This is a genomic window from Corynebacterium sp. HS2168-gen11 (assembly GCF_024834075.1).
Classification (GTDB): domain Bacteria; phylum Actinomycetota; class Actinomycetes; order Mycobacteriales; family Mycobacteriaceae; genus Corynebacterium.
In genome coordinates, this window is record NZ_JANUXR010000002.1 from 106,760 (window position 1) to 119,009 (window position 12,250).

At 48.8% G+C, this 12,250-nt stretch carries 11 protein-coding genes; 3 read left to right on the forward strand and 8 right to left on the reverse strand.

Features of this window, described 5'->3' with window-relative positions; all coding sequences use genetic code 11:
• Window positions 1-5 precede the first annotated feature (5 nt).
• The 8 genes from NXS99_RS01830 to NXS99_RS01865 form a co-directional block, all read right to left on the reverse strand.
• Window positions 6-1,637, reverse strand: coding sequence for an ABC-F family ATP-binding cassette domain-containing protein (locus NXS99_RS01830; RefSeq protein ID WP_259286971.1), 1,632 nt, complete (start codon window positions 1,635-1,637; stop codon window positions 6-8).
• A 162-nt stretch (window positions 1,638-1,799) separates the two neighbouring features.
• Entirely contained in the window at window positions 1,800-2,234 is a 435-nt protein-coding gene (locus NXS99_RS01835; RefSeq protein WP_259286972.1) for a metal-sulfur cluster assembly factor, read from the reverse strand.
• A complete protein-coding gene (gene sufU / locus NXS99_RS01840) occupies window positions 2,231-2,680 on the reverse strand; it encodes a Fe-S cluster assembly sulfur transfer protein SufU (protein ID WP_259286973.1) in 450 nt (149 codons plus the stop codon). Before sufU ends, NXS99_RS01835 begins: the two co-directional genes overlap by 4 nt.
• A 28-nt stretch (window positions 2,681-2,708) precedes the next feature.
• Window positions 2,709-3,977: a cysteine desulfurase gene (locus tag NXS99_RS01845; RefSeq protein WP_259286974.1), complete on the reverse strand. Its 1,269-nt coding sequence runs from the start codon at window positions 3,975-3,977 to the stop codon at window positions 2,709-2,711.
• Window positions 3,978-4,019: 42 nt separating this feature from the next.
• Window positions 4,020-4,778, reverse strand: coding sequence for a Fe-S cluster assembly ATPase SufC (sufC, locus tag NXS99_RS01850; RefSeq protein ID WP_259286975.1), 759 nt, complete (start codon window positions 4,776-4,778; stop codon window positions 4,020-4,022).
• 54 nt (window positions 4,779-4,832) lie between these two features.
• The gene (gene sufD / locus NXS99_RS01855; RefSeq protein ID WP_259286976.1) at window positions 4,833-6,023 is read right to left on the reverse strand and encodes a Fe-S cluster assembly protein SufD; all 1,191 of its coding nucleotides are present in this window, start codon (window positions 6,021-6,023) and stop codon (window positions 4,833-4,835) included.
• Window positions 6,024-6,025: 2 nt separating this feature from the next.
• Window positions 6,026-7,471 carry a Fe-S cluster assembly protein SufB gene (sufB, locus tag NXS99_RS01860; RefSeq protein WP_259286977.1) on the reverse strand — a complete coding sequence of 482 codons (1,446 nt, stop codon included), beginning with the start codon at window positions 7,469-7,471 and terminating at the stop codon, window positions 6,026-6,028.
• A gap of 44 nt (window positions 7,472-7,515) precedes the next feature.
• On the reverse strand, window positions 7,516-8,190 hold the full coding sequence (locus NXS99_RS01865; protein WP_259286978.1) for a metalloregulator ArsR/SmtB family transcription factor: 675 nt from the start codon (window positions 8,188-8,190) through the stop codon (window positions 7,516-7,518).
• 511 nt (window positions 8,191-8,701) lie between these two features.
• Between NXS99_RS01865 and mptB the strand changes: the two genes are divergently transcribed.
• The 3 genes from mptB to NXS99_RS01880 are packed head-to-tail and all read left to right on the forward strand — an operon-like array spanning window position 8,702 to window position 12,236.
• Window positions 8,702-10,504: a polyprenol phosphomannose-dependent alpha 1,6 mannosyltransferase MptB gene (gene mptB / locus NXS99_RS01870; protein WP_259286979.1), complete on the forward strand. Its 1,803-nt coding sequence runs from the start codon at window positions 8,702-8,704 to the stop codon at window positions 10,502-10,504.
• Between the two features lie 6 nt (window positions 10,505-10,510).
• Entirely contained in the window at window positions 10,511-11,437 is a 927-nt protein-coding gene (locus tag NXS99_RS01875; RefSeq protein ID WP_259286980.1) for an ABC transporter ATP-binding protein, read from the forward strand.
• Between the two features lie 19 nt (window positions 11,438-11,456).
• Window positions 11,457-12,236, forward strand: coding sequence for an ABC transporter permease (locus NXS99_RS01880; RefSeq protein ID WP_259286981.1), 780 nt, complete (start codon window positions 11,457-11,459; stop codon window positions 12,234-12,236).
• The last annotated feature ends 14 nt before the right edge of the window (window positions 12,237-12,250 follow it).

Consider the following 12,250-nt stretch of genomic DNA (forward strand, 5'->3'; position numbering starts at 1 on the left):
CGAGTCTAGGCCAACTCCACGATCTCCATATACTCATCACTCCATAGATCTTCGTCACCATCTGGTAGCACGATCACGCGTTCAGGCTCCAAGGCCTTAACTGCACCAGGATCGTGTGTCACAAGTACCACCGCACCTTGATAGGTGCGCAAAGCATCAAGTACTTGTTCACGTGAGACCGGGTCGAGGTTGTTGGTTGGCTCATCGAGTAGCAGCACATTTGCCTTGGAAGAGACCAAACCAGCTAACGCCAAACGAGTTTTTTCACCACCTGATAAGGTTCCCGCTGGCTGTTGCAGTTGATCACCAGAGAACATAAATGCACCTAGTAAACCGCGTAAATCTTGCTCATCAGCTTCTGGACTCGCAGCTACGGTATTTTCCCATACCGTTTTATCTGGATCGATGGTGTCGTGTTCCTGTGCAAAATAGCCAATTTTTAGGCCATGTCCTGAAACAATGCCGCCTTCCCCATCGGTGCGTTCCACACCAGCTAAAAGCTTTAATAAGGTGGTCTTACCAGCACCGTTAAAGCCAAGCACAACCACGCGTGAACCTTTATCAATCGCAAGATCGACACCAGCAAAGACTTCCAAAGAGCCATACATTTTCGTCAACCCAGTTGCATGCAAAGGCGTTTTACCGCATGGCGCTGGATCTGGAAACTTAATATGCGCAACACGATCAGCCACGCGAATTTCATCAAGCTGGCCCATCATCCGCTCAGCACGAGCAAGCATCTGCTTTGCCGCGGCAGCTTTGGTGGCTTTCGCACCCAGACGTGCAGCTTGATCTTTCAGCGCAGCTGCTTTCTTTTCAGCATTTGCGCGCTCTCGACGACGGCGTGCTTCATCGGTTGCTCGAGCATCAAGATATTTCTTATAGCCCATATTGTAGACATCAGCTTCGGCACGAACAGCGTCTAAGAACCATACTTTATTACAGACGGCTTCGAGCAAATCAACATCGTGGCTAATCATAATCAAGCCACCTTCATGTTTCGATAAGAAACCGCGCAACCACTGGATCGAATCGGCATCGAGGTGGTTGGTGGGCTCGTCGAGAAGCAATGTGGTTTCGGATTTACCAGAGCCGGCAGAAGCTGCGAAGAGGATCTGAGCAAGTTCCACGCGACGACGCTGACCACCAGATAAAGTTTTGAGTTGCTGATCTAAAATACGGGCCGGTAAGCCGAGGTTATCGCAAATTTGGGCAGCTTCTGAATTTGCTTCATAACCACCGAGTGCATGATACCGCTCTTCAAGCTTGGCATATTTTTTAATTGCCTGATCTCGCTTGCGATCATCTAGGGTGGTTTCCATGATCTCTTGTTGGCGCTCCATATTGCGCTGAATGGTATCTAGGCCACGCGCACTTAATACGCGTTCTCGCGCGGTTTGCTCAATATTGCCTTCGCGTGAATCCTGCGGCAAATAGCCTAATGATCCTGAGCGAATCACGCTGCCACCATACGGTTCAGTCTCCCCCGCTAGAATACGCATGGTTGTGGTTTTACCAGCACCGTTGCGGCCCACCAGACCAATGCGATCGCCAGGTTGAACGCGCAGATGTTGGCCAGGGGCATTGAGCAAGGTACGAGCACCAACTCGTACTTCAAAATCAGAAGTCACAATCACGAAGGGTTATCCTATCAGTTTCACAGCGGCAACTCATCTTTTCAGACGGTTGCGGTAGGCGATGCACACAACAGCGAAAACCGCCTGCATGCTGACTCTCACGCAGACGGTTCGCAACAAGCTTGAGAACACACACAAGTGTTTTCTCTTAAAAACTATGGTTTAGACCGAGAAACCCAAAGCGCGCAGTTGTTCGCGGCCTTCTTCAGTAATCATATGTGGACCCCAAGCTGGCAACCACACCCAGTGCAGATGCAGTTTGGATACCACATTATTACCCACGACGGCCTGCTGGGCTTGATCTTCAATCACATCAGTTAGTGGACATGCAGGTGACGTAAGGGTCATATTAACATGTGCTTCACCAACGGAATCGATCCAAATATCGTAGACCAAGCCAAGGTCAACCACGTTAATACCCAGCTCTGGATCGATCACATCGCGAAGATATTCTTCAATATCAAATGCTTTAGCCTGGTCTTCTGGGCTTTGCTCAGGACGGTCTGCCGCTGCCTGGCGTGCAGCTTCAGCATGATCCAAGATGGTCTTCTCTGGCTCGTCAGCGTTATGCTCGTTGTGCTCGTTATGTTCACTCATGACTGTTCCTTCACTGCTTCAGATACTGCTGCTTGAAATGCTTTCCAACCTAAAAGTGCGCACTTCACACGTGCTGGATACTTCGCAACACCAGCAAACGCTATGCCATCACCAATAATTTCATCATCACCAGCATAGGTGCCACGAGAGGTGATCATCTTTTCAAACTCTTCAAGCTTGCCAAGTGCCTCATCTAATGGCTTGCCAATAATCTCATCTGTCATCACGGAGGTAGATGCCTGTGAAATCGAACATCCCTGTGCGTCATAAGAAATATCAGTAATGGTCTGCTGATCCTCAGACAAGTGGAGGCGTAAGGTAAGTTCATCGCCGCATGAAGGGTTCACATGGTGAACTTCAGATTGAAAATCATCACGCAACCCGGCATGACTTGGGTGTTTGTAGTGATCCAAGATCACTTCTTGATACATCGATTCAAGATTCATAAAAACTAATGTCCTGAGATTGTGCTCGTTACTGACTGTGTGTGATGCCGAAAAATTCTAAAGTAGCTTGAATAGCTTGCACTAACGCATCAACTTCTGCAAACGTGTTGTACAAATAAAATGACGCACGCGCAGTTGATTGTACATCTAAACAACGATGAATCGGCCACGCACAGTGATGTCCAACTCGGATACACACACCATGTTCATCAAGAACCTGGCCCAAATCGTGTGGATGCACGCCAGCAAGCGTAAAACTAATTGCCGAGCCACGTTGTGTGGCAGTTGTTGGCCCTACAATCTTTAACCCAGGCACATTGCTAAGTTGTTCCAACGCATAGGCAGTCAGCGCATGTTCATGAGCCGCAATGCGATCCATCCCAACTTCGGTTAAAAAGTTCACAGCAGCACCGAGTCCAATAACTTGGCTGGTCATTTGCGTGCCAGCTTCAAAACGCTCTGGCGGTGACGCATAAGTTGCATGTTCCATGGTGACGATTTCGATCATGGAGCCACCAGTTAAAAATGGTGGCAATTGTTCCAGCAATTCGGCTTTGCCATAGAGCGCGCCGACGCCGGTAGGTCCGAGCATTTTATGTCCAGAAAATGCAGCGAAATCTACATCCAGGGCATGGAAATTAACTGGCATATGCGGTACTGATTGGCATGCATCAAGTACCACGAGTGCATCAACAGCACGAGCCTTTGCCACCAGCTTTTCGACGTCTGCGATGGCACCGGTAACATTCGACTGATGTGTAAAGGCTAGAACCTTGACACTTTGGTCGAAATCTAGAGATTCAGTGTCAATGCGACCATCAGAGGTTGATTTTAACCAGCGCAACGTTGCGCCCGTGCGTCGGCAAAGCTCTTGCCATGGAATTAAGTTTGCGTGATGTTCGAGTTCTGTGACGACAACAGTATCGCCAGGTCCTACCGCATATTTTCCAGCACGTTGATCGCCTAAGGCATAGGCAACAAGATTTAATGCCTCGGTGGCATTTTTGGTAAAGACCAGCTCGGCTGGATCTGCGCCAACAAAAGCGGCAATCGCGGCACGTGCTTGATCATAAGCATCGGTGGCTTCTTCTGCCAACTGATATGCGCCTCGATGTACAGGCGCATTGGTGTGGAAGACGAATTGTTCTTCGGCTTGCCACACCCGTAATGGTCGTTGCGAAGTTGCTCCGGAATCGAGATACACCAATGGTTTCTCTCCGCGTACCGTACGTTGCAGAATCGGAAACTCATTGCGGATTGCTGTGGTATCGAGTGTGCCGTCAGCTTGTGAAAACATTGGTGTATCTTTCTTTCGGATCAAACGCGAACAACAAGCAGTTTATGCCAAGTAACGATCGTAACCGTTTGCTTCCAGGTCGTCTGCAAGTTCTGGTCCACCGGAAGTTACGATACGGCCATCAGCAAACACGTGCACGTGATCTGGCTTAACATAGTTCAAAATGCGCTTGTAGTGCGTGATGAGCAAGATGCCGCCATTGTTTTCGTCGCGGTAACGATTAATGCCTTCCGAAACAATACGCAATGCGTCAACATCGAGACCAGAGTCGGTTTCATCCATCACGGCGAATTTTGGCTTCAGCAGGTCAAGCTGCAAAACCTCGTGGCGCTTCTTTTCGCCACCGGAGAAACCTTCGTTCACAGAACGCTGCGCGAATGCTTTGTCAATGAGCAAACGCTCTTGCGCGCTATTGACTTCTTTCATCCAGTCGCGCAGTTTTGGAGCCTCGCCGCGCACAGCAGTTGCTGCACTGCGCAAGAAGTTTGCCATAGAAACGCCAGGGATTTCAGTTGGATACTGCATTGCTAAGAACAGACCAGCGCGTGCACGCTCATCAACTTCAAGCTCGAGTAGATTCACACCATCGAGCAAAACTTCACCTTCGGTGACTTCGTAGCGTGGGTGGCCTGCAATGGTATAGGACAAGGTGGACTTACCAGAACCATTTGGTCCCATGATTGCATGGGTTTCACCGGAGCGAATGGTCAAGTTTACGCCCTTGAGGATTGGCTTTGGCTCAGCATTTTCATCAGATGGAATCACCTGGGCATGCAGGTTACGGATTTCCAAAGTGCTCATTGAATTTTTCCTTATTAAATATGAAGTGACAGTGTGTGGGACAAGCAGTCAGACTTAGCTGCTTTGCGACGAGCGGGCTTGCAGTGTTTCAAGTTCTGCAATCACACGCGATTCCAAAGTTTCGCGAATCTCAGCCACAGGAATGCGGCCAATGACCTCAGAGAAGAAGCCGCGAATGATCAAGCGGCGAGCTTCTGCAACTGGAATGCCGCGAGAGCGCAAATAGAATTCCTGCTCGTCATCGAAACGACCAACAGTAGCTGCGTGACCAGCACCTGCAATGTCGCCAGTTTCAATTTCCAAATTCGGCACGGCATCTGCACGTGCGCCTTCAGTCAAGACCAGGTTACGGTTGGCTTCATAGGTGTTGGTGCCTTGTGCACCTGCACGAATTAAGACATCGCCAACCCAAGAGGTGTGGGCTTCTGGTTTGTCAGAGTTTGGATCTGCCTGCAATGCGCCCTTATACAGCACATTTGAGCGGCAGTTTGGTACAGCGTGGTCGATCAGCAAACGCTGTTCGAAGAACTGTCCGTCATCTGCAAAGTACACGCCAAGCATTTCAGCATCGCCATCAGGAGCGGTGAAACGAACACGTGGAATCATACGAACAACATCGCCGCCGAAAATTGCGGCAGAGTGGCGCAAAACTGCAGCGCGACCAAGAACTGCAACTTGGCCATTAAGGTGAACTGCGTCGTCATTCCAGGAGGCATCAACAATAACAGTCAGTTTTGCATGATCTCCAACGACAAACTCAACGTTGTCGGCGTGAATACCTGAACCAACATAGCGTAAATCAACGACAGCTTCTGCCTCTGGCAATACTTCGATCACAATATGGGCAAAGGTGGTGTTTTCCATGCCTTGGCCAGTTACTGTGATGATGACTGGTTCTTTGTTGATGCTTTGCGCGGCAAACTGCACATAGGTTACGTCTTGAGCTGCTTCGAAAGCTTGAGCGCCAACGCGATCCACTGGTGCACCAGCGATACCAACATGCTCGGAATCTTTGGCAACGACTGCGGTTGTGACACCGACTGCAGCAGCTGGAATTTCAACCTGCAGCTGAGGTGCAACTGGGGCTGCGAACGTAGCGTCGTGAAGCCCATGCAGGCGACGAAGCGGTACGAAGCGCCAGACTTCATCTTTACCTTTTGGCACGTCGAAATCTGCGACTGCAAAGGAAGTAAAGACGTCTCCCTTGTTATTATGTGGAGTTGCGTTTTTGACAATGTTAGTCATAATTAACCCACCGATCCTTCCATCTGCAATTCGATCAAGCGATTGAGCTCCAATGCGTATTCCATCGGAAGTTCTTTCGCAATTGGTTCCACGAAACCACGCACAATCATTGCCATAGCCTCGTCTTCTGCAATACCACGAGACATTAAGTAGAACAGCTGTTCTTCTGAAACCTGTGACACGGTTGCTTCGTGACCCAACGAAACGTGATCATTGCGAATGTCGTTATATGGGTAGGTATCAGAGCGTGAAATATTATCTACCAGCAACGCGTCGCATTCTACGTTTGACGTCGAATGATGTGCATTGGCATTAATGCGAACTAAGCCACGGTATGCAGCACGTCCACCACCACGGGCAACCGACTTCGAGACAATATTCGAAGAGGTATATGGTGCCATGTGTACCATCTTGGCGCCTGTGTCTTGGAACTGGCCTTCACCAGCAAATGCGACAGACAAAACTTCGCCCTTTGCGTGTGGACCCGTCATCCAAACAGCTGGGTACTTCATCGTAACCTTGGAGCCGATATTGCCATCGACCCATTCCATGGTTGCACCTTCTTCGCACTTGGTGCGCTTGGTGACCAGGTTATACACGTTATTCGACCAGTTCTGGATGGTGGTATAACGGCAGCGGCCACCCTTTTTCACAATGATTTCGACTACTGCAGAGTGCAAGGAATCGGACTTGTAAATAGGAGCGGTACATCCTTCGACATAATGCACATAAGCGTCTTCATCAACAATGATCAAGGTGCGCTCGAATTGGCCCATGTTTTCGGTGTTAATACGGAAGTATGCCTGCAGCGGAATATCGACGTGCACACCTTTTGGCACGTAGATAAATGACCCACCAGACCATACCGCAGTATTCAAGGCAGAGAACTTATTATCGCCAGCTGGAATCACTGTTCCGAAATACTCACGGAATAATTCTGGGTGCTCTTTTAACGCAGAGTCTGTGTCTAGGAAGATGACACCTTGACGTTCTAAGTCTTCACGGATCTGGTGATACACAACTTCAGATTCGTATTGTGCAGCAACACCTGCAACCAAGCGCTGCTTTTCAGCTTCTGGAATGCCCAGACGATCATAGGTATTTTTAATGTCTTCTGGAAGCTCATCCCAACTGGTAGCTTGCTTTTCGGTAGAACGAACGAAGTACTTAATGCTGTCGAAATCGATAGCAGAAAGATCTGCACCCCATGTTGGCATCGGTTTTTTATCAAAGATGCCCAAAGCCTTCAAACGCAGTTCGAGCATCCATTCTGGCTCATTCTTTTTGGCGGAAATATCGCGGACGACATCTTCATTGAGTCCACGGCGTGCTGCCTGTCCGGCAGCATCAGAATCATGCCAACCGTAGTTATATGGTCCGATTGATTCAATGATCTCATCGTCGGTCGTAGGATTGCTAACTCCTGCCGCTGGGGGCGCCTGGGTCATATACCTAGCTCCTTTCAAGCTTGTTGGTAAAGGCGTTATCGCTTTTATTGTTTCCGGATGGGGGTCAGTGGAATATTTGTAGTACACACGCTGTGACCATTGGCAATTGACGCTAATGGTTGCACATGATGGCCAAGTAGGTTGGCAATTACTTCATGTTCTGCAGCGCAAAGTTCGGGGAACTCAGCAGCGACTTCAGAAATTGGACAATGGTGCTGACAAATCTGCACGCCTTGACCAACATTGGTGATGGTAGCTGCATATCCTTGATTGCTAAACGCGGTGACTAATGCTTCTGCAGCTTTACTCAGCGAATCCTCGTCATCTTCTTCAACATGAACATTTGCGACAATTGCTTCAGCACGTTTACGAGCGAAAGCCTTCACCGCTTCATCACCACCAGTTTCCCTCAGCGCAGAAAGCGCAAGGGCTGCTAAGCCATCATAGTCGTGACCAAACTGGCGTTTGCCTGCATGTGTGAGCCGAAATTCTTTTGCTGGGCGACCACGAGAACCCTGAGTGAGTCGTCGTGGTGGAGCCGGTTCAGCAAGCCCTTCATCCACAAGAATGTCTAGATGGCGGCGAATACCTGCAGCTGAAAGGTTCAGCGTCTGGCTCAGTTGAGTTGCTGTAAGACTGCCATGTTGAAGCAAGCTCATCATGATGGCACGACGGGTTTCACCGTCAGTAGTTCGAGACTCTGCATGCTCTTTTCTCATAACATTCTCACCTCCTTGAGTTTCATACTTTGGTACAGCCGTCAAAAAAGGAAAACACCTTTTAGACAACATTAGTGTTACTTAATTATAGACGAACTTTCAAGCTGGAAAATTCCCTATCGCTCTCACCTCGTTTATTTAGGGCAGCCTATATAGCTTAGATGTGATGATTGCGCGTTCGTGATGTTCAAAACTATTCGGACGTGTTCTCGGGTTGAGTGCAATCAAAATGGGGTAACTAAGGGTGTAGTGCCCGACATGGATACTCATTGCGACCTCTTTGCAGTTCAGAATACCGTTAGGAAACAAACTGCTTTGATCGGCAGTGTTGCACGGTTACAAGGAGACAAATGGCGCAATGGCATCGTGACGATGTGTTTCGAGCATTTCAAGGCTAAGCATCGCATTTCCCGCACGGTGCCGTATAGAACGCTGTATAGATCGTAAATGTTGCCAGAGTGCATGGGTGTCATCGTGGATTCTAAGAGAGTTGAGCAGTACTATTGCACATGTGAGCCAGTCAGACCCATCTACACAGCCGCAACGCCGACTGTTGTCGCGCTTTGGAACTCCAGGGCAGCATGCCGCGAGTCTGCATAGCGTTGAAGATGAATTTGGAGATGCATTAAGCCGCTACGATCATGCGTCTGGATGGGTGAAAACTGCTGTTGGTGTCGACCTTCTCACCCCTATCCGCAATGGCGGCATTACCTTGCGTGAATCCGATACAGTTGGCGCGCAAGGTTCATTTACTGGCCATTTTGTACTGCCGACCTTGAGCTATCAGGAATTGCGTCGGTTTGCATTTATTCGTTGGTTAGGCACTTTAGGTGCGGTTATGATTGGGCTTGGAGCACTTGGTGCCGGAGCGCTTCCGGTTGTCGAATCCCCGTATCATTTAAACCCGGTTGGGTCCTTACTTGGCCGAATGCTGCAGACCTCTACAGTGATCTGTTTCGTCGGGGTCGGGCTTTTGGTGTTCGCATGGTTGATTATGGCTCCTTTTACTGGAGTGGCGTTACGACATCAACAATCAAAACATGGCGTGATCAGCATGTCTGTTATCAAGCGCACATTTTTGGCGTGGAGTTTGCCGTTGCTCGTCAGTGCGCCAATGTTTACCCAAGATATCTATTCATATCTTGCCAACGGTGCATTAATTCTCCAGGGTCATGACCCGTACAGTGCTGGTCCTGTGGATTTATTAGGTACTGAACATGCGTTAGCGCGCTCAGTGCCTTTTATTTGGGCGCACTCCCCTTCTCCCTATGGTCCTGTGGCGCTAGGTCTTGCCGCAACGATTGCGAAAATCACATCCAATAACATTGTGCTCAGCGTCATTATGCACCGATTATTTGCAATATTAGGTGTCGCATTAGCTGGCTGGGCGGTGGTGCATCTGTCGCGACGCTGCTACGTGATCCCACAAGCCTCATTGTGGCTTGGAGTTTTAAATCCGTTGACAATTTTGCACCTTATTGGCGGTATTCATAATGAATCGATTTTATTGGGATTGTTGCTTGCTGGTGTGGAATTAGGGTTGCGTAGCGTTGATTATCTCAATGTTTTTGCGCGTCGACGCGCTGTGCTGTATCTCACTGCCAGTAGTTTCTTGATTAGTTGTGCAGGTATGGTCAAAGTGACGGGCTTTTTAGGGCTTGGATTTACTGGTATCGCTATTGCCCATGCGCTGCGTAATCTTGGCAGATCGCATATTATTGCCTGGCTCATAGCTATCGTGGCGCAAGTTGTTCTGTTGGTGGTCTCGGTCTTGATGATGACTTGGTTTACCGGCATTTCGCTTGGCTGGTTGACCGTGCAAGGCGGTGCTGTCACCATTCGATCATGGATGTCGTTTTCCACCGCCGTCGGTGTAATTTTCGGGTGGTTCGGCATGCAGCTTCAACTTGGTGACCATACTGATGCTCTGCTCGTCGTCACACGCACTCTTGGCGTAGCCATTACTCTATCGTTTATAGTTCGCATGTTATTTGCGACTTATCGCGGTAGTATTCATCCAGTCGGTGCACTGGGTGTATCTTCACTTGTAATGGTGGTCTTTTTCCCCGTGGTACATCCTTGGTACGTACTCTGGGCAATTTTGCCACTCGCAGCATGGGCGAATCGACCATTCTTTCGGTCTGCAGTAATCCTCTATTCCACACTGTTAAGTTTCTTCATTTTGCCACGTGGTCTTGGATTGCCGCCCGACACTATACTTTCTATTTATCTTGCATCGATCCTTGGATGGATACTGATTATGGTGTTCTCGTATGTCATATTACGAAAACGGGGAATAGTTGGCCTACACTAGACCACTGTGACTTCTTCAACACCTACCGTGCCTGTCCTCGAGCTTCACGACGTCGTCAAAGCCTTTCACTCAAAGGTAGCCGTGAACCATGTCAGCTTGAGTGTGCAGTCAGGCACTATCGTTGCCTTATTGGGGCCAAATGGCGCTGGTAAGACCACCACCATTGAAATGTGTGAGGGTTTTCAAAAACCTACCAGTGGTACTATCTCTGTCCTTGGGCTTAACCCAGTTACAGAACCAGATAAGGTACGCGCCCAAGTCGGCATCATGCTGCAGGATTCTGGTTCGTATTCAGGTATCAGAGTTGAAGAAATGCTGCGGCTATCTGCTTCATATTCTGCAGATCCACTGGATCCAGAGTGGTTAATGGAGTTACTTGGGCTAACGAACGTTCGCAGCACCACCTACCGCAGACTTTCTGGTGGTCAGCGTCAGCGCTTAAGTCTAGGACTGGCGATTATTACGCGGCCAAAGCTGGTGTTTTTAGATGAACCAACCGCAGGTATGGATGCACAATCGCGCCTGTTGGTATGGACGCTGATTCGCCAGCTGCGAGCCGATGGTGTGACTGTCATTTTGACGACTCATCTCATGGATGAAGCACAAAGTCTTGCAGATGAGGTCATTATTATGGATCACGGCAAGATCGTGATGCAAGGCCCACCAGCTCAATTACGACGCGGTCATGATCCACATATGCAGTTTGAAACTGATAAAGATCTCGATCTTGCTACCTCAGGCATGCAAGCATTGGAGGTACGCGCTGTTCGGCCTAACACCTATACCTTAGGTGTTGGTATTACACCAGCAGCAATTGCGCAATTAAGTGCAGAACTTGCGGTGCAAGGAGTATTGATTCTGAGTTTGAATACACATACTCGAAGTCTTGAAGATGTCTTTTTAGAAATTACTGGTCGCTCACTCAGAAGCTAGATTGCAGTTAAGGAATACTATGACTTCATTTGATCCATCTTCCGCGTTTGCGTCTGGTACCTTTCGTCCCCATCCGCATCCAGCACCCATTCTGGCGATGTTACGTTCTCAAGGACGTATTGAAGCCACGTTGTTTTTGCGGCATGGAGAACAACTCCTCCTGAGTTTTATCATTCCACTGTGTATGCTGCTGGCAGCAGCTACATTGCCGTTGCTACCAGATCCAAAATCCTTACAGGCAGCATTTCCCGTGATTCTTGCGGTTGCTGCAATGAGCTCTGGGTTTACCGGTCAAGCGATTGCGCTTGCCTTTGATCGTCGATACGGTGCATTAAAACGCATTGGGGCTTCTGGCGTGCCTGCAAAGGTAATTATCATTGGCAAAATTATTGGTCTGCTCATCGTAGCTACCTTCCAAGTTTGTGTGCTCTCATTGGTGGCCTACGGTTTAGGATGGCATGTTGCTATGCCTGGATTCCTATTAGGATTAGGCGTCTTTTTCGTTGGAGTCGCCAGTTTCACCTCTCTGGGTATGTTTATGGGCGGCACCCTACCATCAGAACTCGTATTAGGCTTAGCCAATTTGATTTGGGTGGTCTTCGTCGGTGCTGCCAGCTACGTTGTTTTTTCTATTAGCGCCTACCCTGCTTGGTTGATCACAATTCCGTCAGTCGCCTTAGCAGAAGGTATTCATGGTGCTTTTCAAGGTTCCATACCGCTATCATCATTTATCAGCTTAGGACTGTGGATGCTCGTAGGAGTGGTATGTGCATCGCGTTGGTTCAAATTTGCTGATTAGCTTTATAAAAGTTC

What these genes read in the sequence shown, in the direction of transcription:
- sufD (WP_259286976.1), bottom strand. Translation starts at nt 6,023, where the DNA reads ATGACTAACATTGTCAAAAACGCAACTCCACATAATAACAAGGGAGAC.
- NXS99_RS01865 (WP_259286978.1), bottom strand. Translation starts at nt 8,190, where the DNA reads ATGAGAAAAGAGCATGCAGAGTCTCGAACTACTGACGGTGAAACCCGT.
- NXS99_RS01835 (WP_259286972.1), bottom strand. Translation starts at nt 2,234, where the DNA reads ATGAGTGAACATAACGAGCACAACGAGCATAACGCTGACGAGCCAGAG.
- sufC (WP_259286975.1), bottom strand. Translation starts at nt 4,778, where the DNA reads ATGAGCACTTTGGAAATCCGTAACCTGCATGCCCAGGTGATTCCATCT.
- NXS99_RS01880 (WP_259286981.1), top strand. Translation starts at nt 11,457, where the DNA reads ATGACTTCATTTGATCCATCTTCCGCGTTTGCGTCTGGTACCTTTCGT.
- sufU (WP_259286973.1), bottom strand. Translation starts at nt 2,680, where the DNA reads ATGAATCTTGAATCGATGTATCAAGAAGTGATCTTGGATCACTACAAA.
- NXS99_RS01845 (WP_259286974.1), bottom strand. Translation starts at nt 3,977, where the DNA reads ATGTTTTCACAAGCTGACGGCACACTCGATACCACAGCAATCCGCAAT.
- sufB (WP_259286977.1), bottom strand. Translation starts at nt 7,471, where the DNA reads ATGACCCAGGCGCCCCCAGCGGCAGGAGTTAGCAATCCTACGACCGAC.